The organism is Burkholderia sp. A2 (assembly GCF_001729305.1).
Classification (GTDB): Bacteria; Pseudomonadota; Gammaproteobacteria; order Burkholderiales; family Burkholderiaceae; genus Burkholderia; species Burkholderia sola.
This window is the reverse complement of sequence record NZ_LZXX01000002.1, coordinates 60,178-79,090: the sequence shown is the minus strand read 5'-3', so window position 1 is coordinate 79,090 and position 18,913 is coordinate 60,178. Positions and strand designations below refer to the sequence as shown.

The window sequence follows — 18,913 nt, the reverse complement described above, 5'->3', positions numbered from 1 at the left end:
CTTTCGCGAATTCCGGCCGACACGCTCGGGTCCCGGGCCTCGGACGCCCGCCCGTGTGCCGTGCGGTGCAACATGACAGCCCTGCCGGCGCGATCGCCCACCGCGCACGCGTTGGCCGGAGCAGACGCACCGGCAGATCACCACGGCGGTGCAGGCGCGCGATCGGCCGGTCGCGAACGACCGCAATCGTCGGTCCCGCGTCCGGGTGACTTGTTTGCGCGCGATATCGGCCGGCCACGCTTCATTGCAGGCCGCCACGACGAAGCAATTATGAAAAGGCACCGGCCCCGACGGTGTGTGCTACCGCACATTGCGACGCTCCCGTAACGCGCACGTCGCGTCGTATCCCGCGCCGTGCATGCGAATCCGGAGCGTGAGTACGCTTTCGAACAGACTGCCGCACCATGCATCCGGATGATGAAGATCGCCGCGCCGCACGGAACGATCTCGTCCGTGCGGCGCGGCGTGCCGAAGGCATCACGCGAGGACAGCATCATGGAATGGCATTGTTGTGAATTCGAACACCTGAGCGCCGTCGATCTCTATGCAATCCTGCGCGCGCGCAACGCCGTGCTGGTGGTCGAGGACGCGCACACGCATCTCGACATCGACGGCAAGGACGCGGGCGCGCTGCACGTCTACGCGAGCGTGCGCAACGGCGACACCACGGAAGTCGCCGCGTACGCGCGCATCCTGCCTGGCGACGACATCGATCCGGACGTCGTGATCGACAAGGTGCTGACGAGCGAAAGCTGCCGCGACGACGACACGCTCGAACGCTTGATCGGGCGCGCGCTCACCGCCGCGCAGGCCGCATGGCCGGACACCGCGGTGCGCACGCACGTCCCCGCGCCGCGTCAGGCGTTCTACAAACAGTTCGGATTCCGCAAGGCGTACGGCCCGTATCTCGAACAGGGTGCGCCGTTCGTCGGCCTGGTACGGTCGGCCGACCGTGCAGCCGGCGCACTGCGTCACCTGCTGTCGCGAGCTGTTTCGGTCTCGCGCAACGACGACACACGCGCCGACGGCCGCGCGCGCACCCGACTACCCGTCGACACCGGAGCGAACCGATGACCCCCACCCTTCGCCCCGTTCCCGAACCCGATCTGCCGAGCATCCTGCCGGTGATTCTGGCCGGCGGCTCCGGCACGCGGCTGTGGCCGCTGTCGCGCGAGCAGTATCCGAAGCAACTGATCGAGCTGGTCTCGAACGAGTCGCCGCTGTCGGCGACGGCGCGCCGCCTGAACGGCATCGCGAACGCGTCGCTCGGCGACACGCTGCTGCTCGTCTGCGGCGAACAGCATCGCTTCATGAGCGCCGAGCAGGTGCACGGCCGCTCGGCGCCCGCCCGCATCCTGCTGGAGCCGGCCGCGCGCAACACCGCGCCCGCGCTGACGCTGGCCGCGCTCGACGCCAGCGCGCTCGCGGACGACCCCGTGCTCGCCGTGATGCCGGCCGATCACGTGATCGTCGATGTCGGCGCGTTCCAGGACGCGATCGCACGCGCGGCGCGCTATGCGCAGGAAGGCGCGATCGTCACGCTCGGCGTGCTGCCGCGCCGCGCGGAGACGGGCTACGGCTACATCCAGGTCGGCGAGCCGCGCTCGGGCCGCCACGGCAGCCAGGGCGGCTACGCGATCGGGCGTTTCGTCGAAAAACCCGATGCGGCGCTCGCCGAACGCTATCTGCAATCGGGCGATTACTGGTGGAACAGCGGGATCTTCGTCACGCGCGCATCGGTCTGGCTGAAGGCGATCGGCGCGCTCGCGCCGGACATCCACGCCGCCTGCGAGAACGCATGGCGCGCGGGCGTCGCCGACGATCCGTTCTTCCGGATCGATGCGGCGGCCTTCGACGCGTGCCCGTCGGATTCGATCGACTATGCGGTGATGGAGCGCCTCGCGCAACACGGCGAACTCGGCATCGAAGGCATCGTGGTGCCGCTCGCGGCCGGCTGGTCGGACGTCGGCACGTGGGATGCGATCTGGGAAATCATGCCGAAGGACGATCAGGGCAACGTCGCGCGCGGGCCGATCGTGTTCGAGGATACGCAGGACAGCCTCGTGCGCTCGGAAGGCCGCCTCATCGCGTGCGTCGGGATGAAGGACGTCGTCGTGATCGAGACGGCCGATGCGGTGCTGGTCGCGAACAAGCACGACGTGCAGCGCGTGAAGAACATCGTCGCGCGCCTGAAGACTGACCAGCGCCCGCAGGCGAGCGAGCACCGCAAGGTGCAACGGCCGTGGGGCCATTACGATTCGATCGATTTCGGCGAGCGCTTCCAGGTGAAGCGGATCGTCGTCGAACCCGGCAGGCAGCTGTCGCTGCAGATGCATTATCACCGTGCCGAGCACTGGATCGTCGTGCGCGGCACCGCGAAGGTCACGCGCGGCGCCGAGACCTTCCTGCTGTGCGAGAACGAATCGACGTATATCGCCGTCGGCGAAGTGCATCGACTCGAGAATCCCGGCCGGATTCCGCTCGAAATCATCGAGGTGCAATCGGGCAACTATCTCGGCGAGGACGATATCGTGCGGTTCGACGATCAGTATGGGCGGGCAGTCGTCGGGACGGCTCAGTCATCGACAAGGGCGGCTTCCGCGCAGCCCACGCCGGTCGTACCGCTCTCGGCCGGCGAACCGGGCTAATCGGACGAGCGTCGGGAGGAAGCGGCGGAACGCGATGCCGTTCGACCGGTGCATGGGAATCGCGCCGGCGCGTTGGCCGCGCACCGCATGCACGATCAATCGATGCCGCGTTGGGACCAGCGCACCCGTCTGACGGATTCGCGCACGCGCGGGAGGAGCGACGCATCGGCGCCGAGGGCGTCGGGCGCGCCCGGCCGGGACAGGCGCGCGCGCGCGCACGGAGCGCTTCTTGCGCGATTGTTCGCGGACGCGCTCGCGGCCGCGCCGGCTGCGCAATCCGGTTCAGGCCCGACCCGCACCGGCATGCCGCCGATTCCCGACAGCTGATTGTCCGCCAGCCGTACGTCCGACACGTTGCCCCACAACCGAATGCCATCGAATCGCGCATTCGAAACGCGATTGCCGATCACGGTCACCCGCGATACCGAACCGGACCACGTGCTGACCTCGATCGCCCCTTGCTGCGTGAGCGGACGCAAATCGGTCCGGCCTGTCGCGGTCTGGATATCGGCAATCACGTTGCGCTCGACCCGGACGTCAGACGAACCGACAGTGCGGTTGCTGTCCTCCTGCGCGACGAGAATCCCGGCGCTGACCTGCACGTTGCGCACGATGTTGTTTGAAATCGTAACGTTCGCGCCGCCGACGACGGTGATGCCGCGGCCCCACGGGTTGCCCTCCAGCGAGTTGCCGGTAATCATCACGTTGCGGGTCAGCACGCCTTCCGCCTGGTAGCTCACGACGGCGATCATGTCGTCGCCGGTTCCACGCACGACGTTGCCCTGCACCAGCACGTTGTGCGAGCCGTGCGTCATGTGAATGCCGTCCGCCAGCGTCGACAGCACCTCGTTGCCGACGATCGCGACATCCGCGCCGCCGAACACGAAAATGCCGGCCCCTGCGCCACCGTCGACGATGTTGTCGAGCACCTGCACGTCGCGCCCCGTGACCTCGATCTTCGTCGACTCCGGCGTCGTGAGACGCGTGGTGCCGGTTCCCGTGAGCCGGAACCCGACGAGCGTCGTACCGTCGCCGCGCAACTCGATCGTCTGATCGTTCGGCGCTGTCGCGATCAGCGTCGCGCCGAATCCCGACAGCACCACACGTGCCTGTCGCACGACGAGCGACCGGCTGACGACATACCGCCCCGGTGCGAATACGAGCCGTTGCCCCGGCCGCAGCGCGTCAAGCTCACGTTGCAGCGCGTCGCCCTGATCGGCCCCGGCGGGATCCGGACGCACGTACGCGTCCGGTACGGGCGCATCAAGTGCGGCCGGTTGGGTCGCGGAGGTCGCGGGCGCGGCGAGTTCCGGCCACGATAGCGCGCCCGCCATGCACATGCCGGCGACCACAATGCGCAACAGGCGTTGCAACTCATGCATATCGTATCGTTTCCCTGGCAAGTCTTCGTGCGCGCCGAACCGCATGCATTGAAGGCCGACTGCATGGCCTGTCCGCCAAGCCGACAAAAGCGGCGACGCTCCAACGTTGATTAGATCACGGGCTCCGAACGGCGTCGGTGCGTCATCAGACCAAGCGCCCCGGCACCGCATCGACGACGCGATATTCCACGCGCGCGAATTCCCGAACGGTAGGCTCGCGAACTGTGCGCAGCCGCGCGATCCGTATCATGAGCCCGATCGTCCGCGCGCCGCCCGTCCGACTTCAGCACATGACCGACCTGACCATCGCAATCTGCAACTACAACCACGGCAAGTACCTGCGCGACGCGATCGACTCGGCACTCGCGCAGACCGCGCACGGCGTCCGGGTTCTGATCGTCGATGACGGGTCGACCGACGATTCGCGCGACATCATTCGCTCGTATGGCGAGCGCATTGCCGCGGTGTTCCAGGAGAATCGCGGTCAGGTTGCCGCGTACAACCGGGCGCTGGAGCATGTCACGTCGCGCTACGTCATCCTGCTCGACGCGGACGACCTGCTCTATGCCGACGCCGCGGCACGCGTGCTCGCCGCGTTCGCATCCGGCGATTTCGTGAAGGTCCATTTCCGGCTCGACGTGATCGCGCACGACGGCGCGCGAACCGGCGCGAGCGTACCGCAGTCGGTAGTCGATACGGATTGCGGTCGCCTGTTGCGCGCGGGCTGGCTGTACCCGTCGCCGCCTGCATCGGGCAATGCGTATCAGGTCGCTGCGCTCAAACGCATCTTTCCGGTACCCGTCACTGCCGACAATCTGCATGGCGCCGATTTCTATGCGATCTACGGCATCGCGCTGCTCGGTGCCGTCCACATGATCGATGCGACGCTCGGCGGCTATCGCATGCACCAGCAGTCGAACGCAAGCGCGTCCGACGGCCCGGCCCTCGCGCTCGCCAACTCGGAAGACGCGGCAACCGGTGCACTGAAGGCCGAACGCCGCTGGTCGATCCTGCGCACGCTCGCCGGCACGCGGTTGCGGGAAGCGCTGCCGATGGCCCCACTCGACTTCGCCATCGAGAAGGCACGCTTTGCGAGCACGCTGTATCGCGCGCCGCTGGCGCGGCGCTGGCGCTGGTTCCTGTGCGAATCGGGGCGCTACTGGCACACCGTGCTGCGCAACCCGTTCTGGCGCCCGGCCAAGAAGGCGGCGGTCACCGTGTTGTCGCTCGCGTGTTTGCTGCCATCGTCAACGCTGAGCAATCGCGCGATCCGCTATCTGTCCAATCCGCTCGCTCGCGTTCGCAAGTCGCCCGCCCCACGCGCCGGCGTGCGATGAATACCATCCGAGCGCGACCGCGGCGGCCGATTCGCTTGTTCGGTTAGCCATCGCACCGAGTGCGTACGGCATGCGCTCCACAATGGTCCTCACCAGTTGATGCATGCGTGGCGGCAGATATCGCGGTCGCGTGGCGTGTTCGCGCCACCAGGCACGATGGACGGGAAGCAATGGCGGCGATGATCACGCATCAATCAATCAGGAATGCGTAATGCATCGGACGTCCGGTTTGCGTAACCCGCCGACGGATTGACGATACGCCGCCCCCATCGTCGCACTGGGTAACGAACAGCGCGACCGAATCGACAGACCGAGAGATGACCCAAGAAAAGATCGTTCATATTGCCGAAGCATTCGGCGGCGGCGTGCTGTCGATGCTCACCTATCTCGCCAACCATGCGGCCGCGGCCGGCGTCGACGTGACGGTGCTGCACTCGATCCGGCCGGAAACGCCGACCGATTTCTCGACGCTGTTCCGGCCCGACGTGAAGCTGGTCTACGTCGACATGGTGCGCGAGGTCAACGTCCGGCAGGATCTGCAGAGCGTGCATGCCCTCGTCCGCAACCTGCGCGACTGCAAGCCGACCGCGATTCATCTGCACTCGTCGAAGGCCGGTGTGCTGGGACGCATCGCTGCCCGGATCGCCACCCCGAATGCAACGGTCCTCTACTCGCCGCACGGCCTGTCATTCCTGCGCTGCGACGTGTCGCCCATCAAGCAGTTCGCTTATCTGAGCTTCGAGCGCATCGCGGCGCGCATCGGCGGCACCATTGTCGCGTGCTCGGGCAGCGAGCTCGGCGAGATCAACGGAAAAGTCAGGCCGAGATCGGCGGTCCTGGTGGAAAACGGCGTGAACGTCGCGGAGATTCCGGCCCGCCGTACGCGCGACGACCACAAGATCGTGATCGGGATGAGCGGCCGCGCGTCGTTCCAGAAGAATCATGAAGCATTCGTGCGACTCGCCGACACGTTGCATGGCGCCGGCGTCGAGTTTCTGTGGATCGGCGGCAACGCGGCCGAGATCCCGGATTCCGCCGCGCGCGAGGCCGTCGCATGCAGCGGCTGGGTGACCCGCGAGCGCGCGCTGGCGTTGACGTCGGAACTCGACATCTATGTCCAGACCTCGCGTTGGGAAGGCATGCCGGTCGCGCTGATCGAAGCGCAGGTTGCCGGAATCCCGGCCGTGGTGACGAACGTCGTCGGCAATCGCGACGTGGTGATTCACGGTGTGACCGGCTATGTCGCGTCGACCCCCGACGAGATGGTCGAGTACGTGACCGCCCTCCGAGACGATCGCCAGCTTCGCGAGCAGATGGGCCAGGCTGCGCGAAATCGCGCCATTCAGCGATTTTCGATGAGCGCGATCTTCCGGCAATGGCATGCGCTTTACGGACTCGGCACCGACGAGCCGCGCGTCGACACGCGCGACTTCAAGCCGGTTGCCGCGGATCACGTCAAAGCCTGATTTCGATATCCCCTTATGGACATGATCTCGTTCAAGAAACCGAAGCCACTCGTATACAACGGCCGATTCACCACGCAGAAGACAACCGGGGTGCAACGCGTCGCACGCGAGCTGATCGCCGCACTGGTCAAGTTTCAGCCGCAGGATCCGGTAACCGTGCTGGTGCCTCCGCAACCGGGCATCGAGGTAAGCGGAGCGAAGACGGTCAAAGTCGGCTTTTACAAGGGCGTGGTCTGGGAGCAACTGGTCCTCCCGTTGTTCGCGCGCCGCGGCCGCATCGTCAATCTCAGCAATTCGGCATCCATTTTCATCGGCAACCAGATCATCTACATGCATGACGCGGCCGTGTTCGACACCCCCGCGCATTTCTCGCGCCCGTTTCGCGTGTGGTACCGGATCATGTTCTGGATCCTGGCGCGCACCTCCGTCTGCGTGCTGACCAACTCCTATTTCTCGCGGGATCGCCTCGCGCATCACTGCGGGGTTGCCGCGGAGAAGATCAGCGTCGTACCGCTCGGTGCGGATCATCTCGACACCCTGGAACCGGACACCAGCGTGCTCGACAAGCATGCGCTGACACCGAACCGGTTCGTGCTCGCGGTCAGCAGCATGAATCCCACCAAGAACTTCGGCCGGCTGATCGCGGCGTTCAGGCAGATCAACGATCCGTCGGTCGATCTCGTCATCGTCGGGATGCAGAACACCACCGTGTTCGGCCAGCAGGACCTCATGCCGGCGGCGGAACCGAACATCAAGTACGTCGGCTATATCAGCGACGAACAATTGAAGGCGCTGTATCAGAACGCCGCATGCTTCCTGTATCCGTCGATCTACGAAGGCTTCGGCATACCGCCTCTCGAGGCGATGCGCTACGGCTGCCCGGTGGTGGTCGGCAAATCGGCGGCCCTGCCGGAAGTCTGTGCCGATGCGGCGCTGTACTGCGATCCGTACTCGCAGGACGACATCGCGCGGAAATTGCGGAGCCTGCTCGATTCCGACGCACTCAGGGCCGAACTCAAACGCAAGGGAAGCCTGCACGCGGAGAAGTATCGCTGGAGCCGAAGCGCCGAGATGATGAAGGCCATATTCGAGGGGCTGTAGGCCATCCGTCGGGCTGCACGACGACCCACTGTCGCCCACCGCACTGTCCTGCGCACGGGCCCGCCATACAGTGAACGACTGTCCGATTTCTCGGCGGTGCGGAACCTGACGGGCCGGCCGCCCCTTCATCATGACTGCTCGCGAAACCAGCCTCGATGTCGCCCGCGGCGCGGGAATCATTCTTGTCGTATACGGACACGTGCTGCGCGGTGCCGTTTCCGCCGACCTTGTGCCGGCAGGCGCGGCCGACACGGCATTCGCGTGGAACGACTACGTGATCTACACGTTCCACATGCCGTTGTTCTTCTTCCTGTCCGGCCTGCACGTCTGCAGCTCGCTGCGCCGGGCGCCGCACGGTTTCTTGTGGTCGAAGATCAGGACGATCGTGTATCCGTACCTGTTGTGGTCGATTGCGCAGGGTGCCGTGCAGATTGCAATGGCGTCGCACGGCACCAATCATCCGTTCACGCTGGACGACCTGCTGGCGATCGGCTGGCGACCGTTCGCACAGTTCTGGTTCCTGTACGCGCTGATGCTCTGCATGCTCGGCATCCGGGCTTTCGCGGCGGCCGTGCCGGATGCGACACGTTCGCCCATGCCATCGCGGGCGCGCGGCTGGCTCGCCGGATGCGCGGTGCTCGGGCTGGTGCTCGGCGCGGCGACGCGGTGGGGCATCCTGTCGATCACGCTGATGAACGCACCGTTCTTCGTGGCGGGCGTCCTCGCGTCGCAGGCATTGCCCGGCTGGCTCGCGCGCAACAGCGGGCCAACCGCATGCGCCGCCACGGCAACGGCCTTCGTCGCGGCGGTCGTATTCGCTCACGGCTTCGGTAGCGCGACGAGCATCTGGGCGCTTCCCGCTGCGTTCTCGGGCATCGCGCTGGCGCTGCAACTCGCGCATCGGTATGCGTCACAGCCGGCACGCGCGGCATGGCTGGCGGCGATCGGTTGCGCATCGATGCCGATCTACCTGACCCATATCTTCGCGATGGCGGCCGTACGGATCGTGCTGATACGCGCCGGCGTCACCGATCTTGCGGCACACCTCGTACTCGGCACGCTGGCCGGTGTCGCGATCCCGATCGGCGTCTATCTGGTCGCATTGCGGACAGGGGTCGCGCACATTGCCGGTTTCCCGTCGTGGCCAGGACGCGACACGGCGGCACGAACGCGTACCGCTTGAGCTTCAGGGTCATCCTGAGGGCGGACGCCCTGTGCGTTGCTAGGCCGTTGCACTGCCGTCGCGCCCGTTCGTTTCCGAGGTGCGCGTCCCGCGCCCGGATGCGGTACGCGTGGCGGAAGGCGCAACGCTCGCCGGCCGCTTCCCGAACCAATGGAACACGATGATCGGCAGCACGATCGGCAGGAAATTGCGTCCGCTGAACAGATTTGGCGTACGCATGATTTCCATCAATGACACGTAGAGCACCGCGTGCGCGCAACACCAGAACCCGTTGCCGCTGCGCCAGCCCGCATAGCTTCGGCCAACGATCCAGCCCAGCACGGCCGCGTCGAGCAGCCCGAACCAGCCCCATTCATAGAAGTGGACGAAGATCCCGGACGGATTGTTGAATTCCGGGTCTGCGTAGCTGTTCAGAAACAGGTTGAAGCTGTCGCTTGAATCGAACCACGGCTGGAACGTCGCGCCGATCACCGGAAAGCGCATCAGCCAGTCGAACGTGAACATCGGATGGCCCTGCCCCCAGCCGAGCACGGCAAGCATCCCCGCCCCATTGTTCAGCGACGTCGAATAGTACAGGCCGAGCCGTTCAAGCGCGAAATCGAAGATGTTGTCGTAGACATTGACGTAATAGGCTTCCCACGACCGGTTGTACTCGTTCGCGATAAACAGCGCGAACAACAGCGGGATCGCCGCGTACGGCCCGAGCGTCAGCAGCCGCGCATACCGGCCGTGCAGCCGGAACCGCACGACCATCAGCGCGAGCGGCATCACCATCTCGATCAACGCGAGGCGCTCGGCGAAGAGGAAGCTGCGCAGCAGCGTCAGCACCGCGAGCACGGCCATGTAGATCTTGTAGCGGTTCAGGCCTTTCGCCGGCGTCCGGAACACGTAGAAATAGAGCGCGACGAACGGCGACGTCGCCTGCGTAAACGAGCTCAACCCGGTGATGCGACCGATCTGCTGGAGCATGTCGTACGCGGTAGCCTGTCCGTGCAGGAACTCGAGCAGCAGCGCCGGACGCGCGATGATCCCACTCATCATCACGAGATTGCCGAACAGCGCGAGTGCAAACAGGACATCGAGCACGCGCGGCGGCACTTCGACGGGCGTTTCCGGCGGCCCGCGCCGCGTCCGCGCTTCGGTCGTCGCGAGCCACGCCGTCGCCGTCACCACCATCAGGAACAGCGCGCCGGCGAACGCGTAGTAGCCGTCGAAATAGATTCGCGCAATCGACTTCTGGTCGCCCAGCAGGCTGAGCGACAGCAATCCGTACAACGGCAGGATGAACATCAGCACGAGCCGGGCCGGATCTTCCCACCAGTAGCCCGTGTAACCGCCCGCCGCACCGCGCACGCGCGCCATCCTGCGCAGCGTCGCCGGGTCTTGCCGAGGCCCGGCGGACCCAACCCCGCCCACTCGCCGGTTCATGACGGGCGTTCCGCCCGTTGCCGCGACGCCATCATCCCCGTCAACCCGGACGTGGCCTGATGCGTGTTCGCGTCGTTGTAGCCGTAGTCGTACCGTCCCGGCGCGCCCTTGTAGTCGTTCAGGATCACGCCGCGCACGCCGATATGCGCGTGCTCGAGCCGCCGCGCGCTTTCGTCGAGTTCCGTCAACGTCGTCACGCCGCTCCGCGCGACGAGAAACACGGTGCCCGCCAGGCGCCCGAGCACCAGCGCATCGGCAACCGGGAGCAACGGCGGGCCGTCGAGCACGACCATGTCGTAGCGCGACGCGACCCGCTCGATCAGTTCCGCGAGCGCGGGCTGCAACAGCAGTTCGCCCGGATCGGGAACGACGTTGCCCATCGCGATGAAATCCAGGCCCGGTGCGACGCCGCGCTTGATTGCGTCGTCGAGCGTGTGGGTGCCCGCCACCACGTCGGACAGCCCTGGCGCGCGGCTATAGCGGAAACGGTCGTGCAGCGAGCCCTTGCGCAAGTCGGCATCGATCAGCAGGACGCGCCGTTTCGCGGCGCCAACGAGCGACGCGATGTTGGCCGCGACGAACGACTTGCCGACGCCCGTCGTCGGGCCGGAAATCAGCACGACGGGATTCGATGCGGTCGGCATCGACAGTTGCAGCGACGCCCGGAAATTGCGCAGGCTTTCGAGCGCCGCGTCCTGAGCCTCGGCCTGCGTCGCCAGCATGCGCTGGCCGCGCCGGCGCACCTTCGACCGCAGTTCCGCTTGTGCCGCGACGGCGCTGTGCGGGACCGTCGCGAACACCGGCAAACCCGTCGCCCATTCGATTTCCTCCGCGTCGCCGATCGTGCCGACGACACGCTGCCGGGCGACCACGATCGCCGCGCCCGCCAGCAGGCCGATCATCAGCAAGCCGGCCACCGCGACCCCGCGATGCGGACCGATCGGTTGTTCGGCGACCTTCGCCGTATCGACGATCCGCACGGTGCCCGTCTTGCTGGCGCGCGCGAGGACCATCTGCTGGCGCGTATTGAGCAGGTTCGTGTACAGCGCGGTATCGACGGCCACGTCGCGCTGCAGTTGCAGCACGCCCTGCTCGACGGTCGGCAGTTGCTGGATCTGCTTGCGGGTCGTGTCGAGCGAGTGCTGCGCATCGGCGAGCTGCGCATCGACGGCCACGATGGCCGGATGCTTCGGCATGAAGCGCGTCAGCAGTTCCTCGCGCCGCTGCTGCAGCGTCTGGACACGCGTCTCGATGTCGACCGACTGTTGACGCAATGCCAGCGCCTCATCGCTCGTATTGACCGTCCCGTGCGAGGCACGGAATGCGTTGAAGCGGCTCTCCGCCGCTTCCAGCTGCGCCTTCAGTTGCGGCAGCTGGCCGTCCATGTATCGGATCAGCTTGTCGGCCGCCTCGGACTTGCGCTGCGTGTTCTGCGCCAGATACGCCTCCCCGATCGCGTTCAGCACACGGCTGTCGTGCACGGGATCGATGCCGTCGAGCGTCACGCCGATCATGTTCGACTGCTTGCCGCGCTCCGAGATCAGCGCGTTCTTCTGCAGCCACGTCGTCGCCTCTTCGTCGCTGTAGCGCGTCAGGTCGAAGCGTGCGCCGGGCTGGCCGGCCACGTCGCGCACGAACACGTCGATCGGCCCCTGCGGCGTCTCGATGTGCAGCGGCTGGCCGATGCGGCCCTGCCATACCGGTCCTTTCCGGCCGAAAAAGCCCGTGCGCTGCAGCGTGTACGCGCCGTCGTCGCCGACGGTCAGCGCGAAACGCTTGCCGAGCAGGCGCTTGGGCACGTCGAAGGTCGGCACGTCGATGCGCTCGGTGCCATACACATATCCCCCCGGCAGCGGCGACGACAGCCCGTCGGCCGCGTTCACGAAGCGCCAGCCGATCAGCGGCAGGTAATGCGGCCGTGCGTCGAGGGCGAGGTTCGTGCTCTGGATCGCGCGGTCGAGCACCGCACGGGATTTGAGCACCTCGATCTCGGTCGATGCATCGGTCTTCAGATCGAACACCGACGACGGATCGCCGGGCGGCGACGTCTGCTTCGAATCGGTCTGGCTTTGCTCGACCTGGAACAGGATGTCGGAGCGGTAAACGGGAGCCGCGAACAGCGCATACAGACCGCCCGCGAGCGCACCCGCGAGCGCCGTGCAAACGATCAGTCGCCGGCCGCCATACAGCATGCTCCAGTAGCGGCGCACCGGATAGGACGGCCGCAGAATGTGCCCGCTGTGCGGGTCAGGCAGGGTCGAAGTGTTCATGCAGCATCAGTCCCGTATGGCGCGACGTACGGTCGCGGTCACGAAATTCGCCTCGGGCATCACGGCGAAATGGCTTTCGCCGTCAGCGCACCTTGCGCGGACGACGGAATCAGCAGGTTCACGACGCGGCTCCAGCGCACCAGCGATGACGCATCGACGAACACGACGTCGCGCCGCTCGAGCGGAAACTGGTCGGCGAGCGCGAACGACGCGGGCGAGCTGCCGTCGAGGTGGTACACCCGCGGGCGGTTGTCGGGCCCGCGGCGCACGACGAACACCTGGCGCGCGTCCGACGTGTACTGACTCACGCCCCCCGTGTCGCCGAGCGCTTCGCCGAGGCTCATCCGCCCGTCGGTCAACGTCAGCGTCGCGGGCCGCGATACCTCGCCGAGCACGAATACCTTCGCGTCGCTCGCCGCGCGCACGCGCACGAGATCGCCGTCGCGCAACAGGATGTTCGACGGGTTCACGCCCGCGGCGATCAGTGCCGGCAGGCTCACGTTCACGGTCGTGTCGCCGCGCGTCACCGAAACCTGCGAGCGATCCGCCGTCGGCGTAAAACCGCCCGCGCGGTCGATCGCCTCGGGCAGCGTCATCGGCATGTCGTTGACGATCTGCAGACCCGGCGTGCGCACTTCGCCGTCGAGATAGACCCGCTTGCTGCGGTAGCTCTGCACGCGCAGCGCGAGCTGCGGCTTGCGCACGTATTCTCCGAGCCGCTTCGTCAGCAGCGCGCGCGCCTGTGCCTCGGTCAATCCCGCCACGTGCACGAGGCCGGCGTACGCAAACTGGACGTTGCCGGTCGCATCGACCGTATAGCCCGTCGCGACCGAGCTCGCGCCGACCCCGTCGCCGCCGCCGACCGTCTGCGTCGTCGGCAGGTTCAATTCGGGGTGGTCCCATACGATGATGCTCAGCACGTCGCCGGGGCCGATCGTGTACGGCGTCGGCTTGCCGAACAGTTGGCGGATCTCCGCGTCGACGTTGGCCGGCCGTCCCGCATGGTGCTGCGCGACGAATGCCGGCGTGATCTCGATCAGATCCTCGCTCGACACGTTCTGCACGCCGTCGAGGCCGCCCGAACCCGATGCGTCGGCGCTCACGCGCGCATTCGCGTCGCGCTCCGCCGGCGCGCGGTAAGTCATGCCGGGCGACAGCGCACATGCGCTCAGCGCGCATGCGGCCGCCACGATCGCCATGCGCGACAGCCACGGCGCGCGACGGGCGCCAGGCCGCGGCGTGCCGCGCGTCGATTCCGGTTGCGTGGTGATTGACATGGTGCTCTTCCAAAACTGTGCGGTAACCCGCCGAACGCGGCGAATTCCGGCATTACGCTTGCCCAGCGCGGCTTGCATTGCAGCTTGCATGCCGCACCGGCCTCTTCACCGCACGTCACTCCGTACGATCCGTCATGAACTTCTCTTCATCGCTTGCGCCCTTCGTCTGCATCGTGTCGACCGGCTTCGTCTGTGCCGCCGGCGCCCAAACGCTGCCCGGCAGTCCTGCCGACACACCGCCCTTCGCGTCGTCGACGCTCGTTGCGCCGGTGCCGCCACAACGCTCGGCGCAAGCCGTCGGCCCGAGTGCGGCCGCCGAACCCGTTGCGACAGCGTCCGCGGCTGCATCCGGGGCGACAGCACCCGCGATCGCCGGTTCAGCCGCGAGCGCCGCCGTCCAGCCCGACACGCGGGCCCGCGTCACGTTGCGCCGGCCGCTCGTGCCGGCGCGGCCACATCGCGCGCAGGTCGCCAATGCACCCGCCGACGACGTATGGCGCAGCGACACGTTGTACGCATCGCCCTACGCGAAATCACCCTATGCGGAGCCGGGCGATCGGGACTGACCCATCCCTGCCGGTCATGCCGCGGCATGACCGTGCATGCATCGATAAGCGATTGGACACTACGGCGAACGGCGCGTCTGTGAGCGACCCCACCGAACGTCGATCTTCATACGACGCGGGGGATCGCGCCCCAAAGCGCCGACGCATGCGGCACGGCGCGCATCACGGCCTGCCGACCGACACGTTTGCGTACGATCCCGCAGCCGCTTCGTGCACGACAGGATCGGCAACGTGCACGGCCGGCCTCGTCAAGTCGCGGCCGAGCGCCTGCAAGCACCGCTCGATCACGATGTCCGTGCCGACCGCGCCGTACACCGCGTGATCGACCTGCGGCTCGAGGTGCAGCCGTACGTGACGCGAGCGCCTGAACGCATGCTCGATCGCGCCGAAGTGGCGCCGGACATCGTCGATGCCGGGATCGAGCGCGCCATATACCAGCGTCGTGCGGACATTGCGTTGCGCAAGCACGTGCATCACGCCGCGTGGGGTGCCGGCGCGCGGCTTCCAGCCGACGCGCGCGGCCGCCTCCTTCACCGGCACGCTGACTCGCGCGATCGCATTGGCGGCGACGGCGCGCACGATCGGCCGCAAATCGCGCCGTTCGCGCACGAGGCGTTTCCACTTCTGCCAGTCGCGCACCGACAGCCAGTAGCCGCGCACCGAGTTGTTCCGCTGCTTCTGCACCGCATCGAGCGAGAGCCCGGCCGGCCACACGAAGCGCGCCAGGTTTATCGCGATCACGCCGCCGAGCGACGGCGTCTTCACGGCCGCATGCAATGCCGCATAGGCGCCGGAACAGATGCCGGCCGCGACCACGTCAGGATGCCCAAGCGCACGCAGCCAGTCGGCGGCGGCCGCCACGTCGTCGCTCGACTGCGCCGAATACACGACGCGCGACTGGTCGTCGAGCGCGGCCGCCCCGCTGTCGCCGACGCCGTTCACGTCGATCCGCAGCGTCGTGACGCCGGCGCGTGCAAGCGTCCGCGCGAGGCGCACGCTGAAGCGCCCTTCGCCGCTTCGCGGATTCGTCGACGTGTTCGCGATCACGAGCGCCGGAGCGGCGGGATTCGCCGGCCCGGTCTCGGCGGGACGGCACAGTACGCCGACCAAACGGTCCGGCCCGACCGCGACGACCTGCTCGGTCATGTCGGTCATGTCGAGCGCGGCGGCCGATTCGCCGTTCCATGGTGGATCATGCCGCCACATCGGGTCGACGCCCGCGGCCGTGCGCGGCACACGTTCGCCGATCCAGCGCGCGAGCGTGTCGATGGCTGCGAGCGGCAGGCGCGAGCGCGTACCGTCCAGCATCGTCGTCGGCCATTCGCGAAACGGATCGGCCGCCACGTTCACGCCCCGCGCCAGCAGCGCATCGCGCAACGCAGGTCCGTCCTGATCGGGTTGAATCAGCAGCATCGCATCAGGCAGCCTCGGGGCATCGCGCACGACGTCGCACAGATCGACCGCCTTCAGCGCAGCGACGAAATCGTCCGGAAAGCGGTGCCCGAGCACGTTCATGCAGGGCTCGTCACGATGCGCGATGCGAATCGCGGGCGACGTGACGTCGAGCCACTGGCGATGCACGAACGACATCTCGCGAAGGTAAGCGCGTCCGCGCACGACCGGCGCGAGCGCCACCAATGCGTCGACGCGCGGCGACGGGTGCCGGCCGTCCCCCGCGGCGGCCAGCATCGCGAACAGCGCGCCCGCACGAATTCCGACGAGCGTCAGCGACCCGACACCGACCTGGTCGCGCAGCAGATCGATCGCATCGTGAATGCTGCCGATGGTCGCGGCGTGCCGATCGGCGTCACGGTCGTCGCCCGCGGAATCGCCGGTGCACGGATAGTTGAATCGCAACACCGTGACGCCGTCGCGAGCAAGGCGCTCGGCGATCGCCCGCATGAGCTTGTGCGTCCACGATGCCTCGTGCCCCAACGATTCGCACAGGATCACACCTTGTGTCGTCTGTCCTTCGTGCAGCCACCCCACGCAGCTGCCGAACGTAATCGGCTTCAATCGGTACTCCTCGGATCGGTATTTTTATCGGACGCGGACACGCGTTCGGGCCGCGCCACCGGAACGAGCGATCCACGCTCGTGCGGCTCGTCGATGAACGCGCGGCAGCGGCCCCCGCCGCGCCCCTGCGCGGCCCGCCCGGTTCCATGCGTTGCCCTGCTCCCCACGCCCACGGGAGGTGATGTTGCGTGCCCGAGGCATCGTCAGGCGGTTTGCACCGTGAACCAAAACAGTGCGATCGATTAAAGCACTCGGTTCGGGCGCCCTTCGGTGCGGCAGCTTACAAATAGATTCATCGCCGTCGCGAGACGACAACGCACCACGACGCGCGCCGTGCCGCGCTTCACGCCGCGCGCACGAACGGAATCCGCGAACGGTAGGCTCGCGAACATAGTCGTCCCGCGCGGCCCGTATCATGGCCGCCATACGATGTGATGTGGCCGTGCCCGGCGACGCCGGACGCGCCACCAACCCATGCAACCCGGGTCAGCGCCGACCGGATGCACGCGCACCGCGGCCCCATGCCGCCGCACTGCGACACTCACGGCGCCGACCGAGCGAATGTCAAACCTCAAGAAGAATTTCCTGCTGCTGCTGACGTTGCAGATTTCGATGTACGCAGTGCCGCTCCTGATCGCACCGCTGCTGACGCACGCCCTCGGGCCCGAAGGCTACGGGCAGCTCGCGTTCTCGCTCGCCGTCATTGCGTATCTCACCAACTGCACGAGCTACAGTTTCGACCTGACCGCCACGCCACGCATCGCGCTCGCGCGCGACAACCGCGCCGAACGCTCGCGCATCTTCTGGGCGACGCTATACGCGCAGATCGGCATCGCGGTGATCTGCTTCATCGTGCTCGTTGCGCTGACCTTTGCGGTCGAGCGCTTCGGTGAAGACCGCGACCTGCTGCTGATCGGGTTCGGGATGGTCGCCGGCGTGGCGTTCACGCCGGGCTGGTATTTCCAGGGAATGGAAAAGCTGCGCGCGCTCAGCATGATCCTGTTCATCGGGCGCATCCTGAGCCTGCCGGCCATGTTCGCGCTCGTGCACAGCCCGGCGGACATCGACCGCGCGATGATCGTCAACGCAGCGGTACCGACGCTGTCCGCGATCGCACTGGCTGCCTATCTGTACTTCAACCGTGAAATCGACTTCGTGCGCGTCGGCGCGACCGACATCGCCGAATCGCTGAAAGGCGGCTGGCAGGTGTTTCTCGCGTCCACGTCGATCGCGTTCTATGCGTCGACCAACACCGTGCTGCTCGGCTTCGTATCGGGCAACGTCGCGGCGGGCTACTTCGCCGCCGGCGACAAGCTGATCCGCGCGGCGCTCAGCATGCTGCAACCGCTGAAGGCGGCCACCTATCCGCGCATCAGCTACCTGATGCGGCACGCGCGCAACGATGCGTTCTCGTTCCTGCGCAAGCTGTTCGTCGTCCAGGTCGCGATGGTGCTCGGCATCTCGCTCGTGATCTTCTTCGGCGCGCCGCTGGCCGTGCGCATCCTGTATGGCCCTTCGTACGAACCTACGGTCCAGGTGCTGCGCTGGATGGCCTTCATTCCGTTCATGGCCGGCATGACCGACCTGTTCGGTGTGCAGACGATGCTGCCGCTCGGGATGAAGTCGGCATTCACGCGAATCCTGATGTCATCGGGCATTCTGAACATCGTGCTGGTACCCGTGCTCGCCAAGTATTTCGCCGAGCAAGGCGCCGCGGTCGCCGTGCTGACGGCCGAGGCCGTGGTCGCCGCGGCACTCGCAACCGTCGTCTACCGCGCCGGGATTCCGATGCCCGGTAGTCCCGTCGCTCGACGCAGCTAGCGCACCGTCGGTGCCGCCCAAGTTTCCCCACGAGGCGACTTGCATCCGGCGATGTCCCGTTCGATGCGGACGCAACAAACCGTGCCGCACGCTCGCGCACCCAGGTACTTCTTACTCCGCCGCGCATGCCCGATCGGCAACGATGACTGCCTTTCCGCCTCGCCGCGCGCCCCTACGAAATAAAGATCACACGGATCGGTAGAAACACTGATGCTGTAGTCAAACTACATTCATACCATTGGTCGCAGCAGAGAATCGCTACACCCGATTCGACAGTGCCGGGCGGTCCGCGTCGCCGCCCGCATTCACCGATCGAGCCCAACCGGCCGTAACGATTCCCCGCCTGGCTGGCATGCCGACGCGCAACCACCCTGCATCGTCAGCCGAATGCGTCCGGTGCGAATCCACCGGATGTACG

The 18,913-nt window shown here is 66.8% G+C and carries 13 protein-coding genes; 8 read left to right on the top strand and 5 right to left on the bottom strand.

Features of this window, described 5'->3' with window-relative positions:
• Positions 1 to 495 precede the first annotated feature (495 nt).
• Entirely contained in the window at positions 496 to 1,074 is a 579-nt protein-coding gene (locus A9Z05_RS00355; RefSeq protein ID WP_069616587.1) for a drug:proton antiporter, read from the top strand.
• Positions 1,071 to 2,648 (top strand): mannose-1-phosphate guanylyltransferase/mannose-6-phosphate isomerase, encoded by a 1,578-nt coding sequence (locus A9Z05_RS00350; protein ID WP_069616392.1) that lies wholly within the window; start codon positions 1,071 to 1,073, stop codon positions 2,646 to 2,648. The genes A9Z05_RS00355 and A9Z05_RS00350 overlap by 4 nt, the downstream gene beginning before the upstream one ends.
• Positions 2,649 to 2,743: 95 nt before the next feature.
• On the opposite strand, the gene A9Z05_RS00345 is transcribed toward A9Z05_RS00350, so the two are convergent.
• Entirely contained in the window at positions 2,744 to 4,030 is a 1,287-nt protein-coding gene (locus tag A9Z05_RS00345; protein ID WP_069616391.1) for a right-handed parallel beta-helix repeat-containing protein, read from the bottom strand.
• Between the two features lie 290 nt (positions 4,031 to 4,320).
• On the opposite strand from A9Z05_RS00345, the gene A9Z05_RS00340 reads away from it, so the two are divergent.
• From A9Z05_RS00340 to A9Z05_RS00325, 4 genes are all read left to right on the top strand, one after another.
• Positions 4,321 to 5,367 (top strand): glycosyltransferase family 2 protein, encoded by a 1,047-nt coding sequence (locus A9Z05_RS00340; RefSeq protein ID WP_069616586.1) that lies wholly within the window; start codon positions 4,321 to 4,323, stop codon positions 5,365 to 5,367.
• A gap of 317 nt (positions 5,368 to 5,684) precedes the next feature.
• Positions 5,685 to 6,833: a glycosyltransferase gene (locus A9Z05_RS00335; RefSeq protein WP_069616390.1), complete on the top strand. Its 1,149-nt coding sequence runs from the start codon at positions 5,685 to 5,687 to the stop codon at positions 6,831 to 6,833.
• Between the two features lie 21 nt (positions 6,834 to 6,854).
• The gene (locus tag A9Z05_RS00330) at positions 6,855 to 7,934 is read left to right on the top strand and encodes a glycosyltransferase family 1 protein (protein ID WP_069616585.1); all 1,080 of its coding nucleotides are present in this window, start codon (positions 6,855 to 6,857) and stop codon (positions 7,932 to 7,934) included.
• A 130-nt stretch (positions 7,935 to 8,064) separates the two neighbouring features.
• Positions 8,065 to 9,117, top strand: coding sequence for an acyltransferase family protein (locus A9Z05_RS00325; protein WP_069616389.1), 1,053 nt, complete (start codon positions 8,065 to 8,067; stop codon positions 9,115 to 9,117).
• A gap of 39 nt (positions 9,118 to 9,156) precedes the next feature.
• On the opposite strand, the gene A9Z05_RS00320 is transcribed toward A9Z05_RS00325, so the two are convergent.
• Genes A9Z05_RS00320 through A9Z05_RS00310 form a run of 3 tightly spaced genes read right to left on the bottom strand, consistent with a single transcriptional unit; the run spans position 9,157 to position 14,092 of the window.
• Positions 9,157 to 10,545: an oligosaccharide repeat unit polymerase gene (locus tag A9Z05_RS00320; RefSeq protein WP_069616388.1), complete on the bottom strand. Its 1,389-nt coding sequence runs from the start codon at positions 10,543 to 10,545 to the stop codon at positions 9,157 to 9,159.
• Positions 10,542 to 12,815, bottom strand: coding sequence for a polysaccharide biosynthesis tyrosine autokinase (locus tag A9Z05_RS00315; RefSeq protein WP_069616387.1), 2,274 nt, complete (start codon positions 12,813 to 12,815; stop codon positions 10,542 to 10,544). The genes A9Z05_RS00320 and A9Z05_RS00315 overlap by 4 nt, the downstream gene beginning before the upstream one ends.
• Positions 12,816 to 12,874: 59 nt before the next feature.
• A complete protein-coding gene (locus A9Z05_RS00310; protein ID WP_069616386.1) occupies positions 12,875 to 14,092 on the bottom strand; it encodes a polysaccharide biosynthesis/export family protein in 1,218 nt (405 codons plus the stop codon).
• Positions 14,093 to 14,169: 77 nt separating this feature from the next.
• Here A9Z05_RS00310 and A9Z05_RS33815 point away from each other — a divergent pair, with 77 nt between their 5' ends.
• Positions 14,170 to 14,658, top strand: a complete 489-nt coding sequence (locus A9Z05_RS33815; protein ID WP_249190216.1) for a hypothetical protein — start codon at positions 14,170 to 14,172, stop codon at positions 14,656 to 14,658.
• 162 nt (positions 14,659 to 14,820) lie between these two features.
• Here the strand turns inward: A9Z05_RS33815 and A9Z05_RS00300 are convergent, their stop codons facing one another.
• The gene (locus tag A9Z05_RS00300; protein ID WP_069616385.1) at positions 14,821 to 16,674 is read right to left on the bottom strand and encodes a serine aminopeptidase domain-containing protein; all 1,854 of its coding nucleotides are present in this window, start codon (positions 16,672 to 16,674) and stop codon (positions 14,821 to 14,823) included.
• A gap of 561 nt (positions 16,675 to 17,235) precedes the next feature.
• Here A9Z05_RS00300 and A9Z05_RS00295 point away from each other — a divergent pair.
• Positions 17,236 to 18,495 (top strand): oligosaccharide flippase family protein, encoded by a 1,260-nt coding sequence (locus tag A9Z05_RS00295; RefSeq protein WP_069616384.1) that lies wholly within the window; start codon positions 17,236 to 17,238, stop codon positions 18,493 to 18,495.
• Positions 18,496 to 18,913 lie beyond the last annotated feature (418 nt).

What these genes read in the sequence shown, in the direction of transcription:
- A9Z05_RS00355 (WP_069616587.1), top strand. Translation starts at nt 496, where the DNA reads ATGGAATGGCATTGTTGTGAATTCGAACACCTGAGCGCCGTCGATCTC.
- A9Z05_RS00350 (WP_069616392.1), top strand. Translation starts at nt 1,071, where the DNA reads ATGACCCCCACCCTTCGCCCCGTTCCCGAACCCGATCTGCCGAGCATC.
- A9Z05_RS00345 (WP_069616391.1), bottom strand. Translation starts at nt 4,030, where the DNA reads ATGCATGAGTTGCAACGCCTGTTGCGCATTGTGGTCGCCGGCATGTGC.
- A9Z05_RS00340 (WP_069616586.1), top strand. Translation starts at nt 4,321, where the DNA reads ATGACCGACCTGACCATCGCAATCTGCAACTACAACCACGGCAAGTAC.
- A9Z05_RS00335 (WP_069616390.1), top strand. Translation starts at nt 5,685, where the DNA reads ATGACCCAAGAAAAGATCGTTCATATTGCCGAAGCATTCGGCGGCGGC.
- A9Z05_RS00330 (WP_069616585.1), top strand. Translation starts at nt 6,855, where the DNA reads ATGATCTCGTTCAAGAAACCGAAGCCACTCGTATACAACGGCCGATTC.
- A9Z05_RS00325 (WP_069616389.1), top strand. Translation starts at nt 8,065, where the DNA reads ATGACTGCTCGCGAAACCAGCCTCGATGTCGCCCGCGGCGCGGGAATC.
- A9Z05_RS00320 (WP_069616388.1), bottom strand. Translation starts at nt 10,545, where the DNA reads ATGAACCGGCGAGTGGGCGGGGTTGGGTCCGCCGGGCCTCGGCAAGAC.
- A9Z05_RS00315 (WP_069616387.1), bottom strand. Translation starts at nt 12,815, where the DNA reads ATGAACACTTCGACCCTGCCTGACCCGCACAGCGGGCACATTCTGCGG.
- A9Z05_RS00310 (WP_069616386.1), bottom strand. Translation starts at nt 14,092, where the DNA reads ATGTCAATCACCACGCAACCGGAATCGACGCGCGGCACGCCGCGGCCT.
- A9Z05_RS00295 (WP_069616384.1), top strand. Translation starts at nt 17,236, where the DNA reads ATGTCAAACCTCAAGAAGAATTTCCTGCTGCTGCTGACGTTGCAGATT.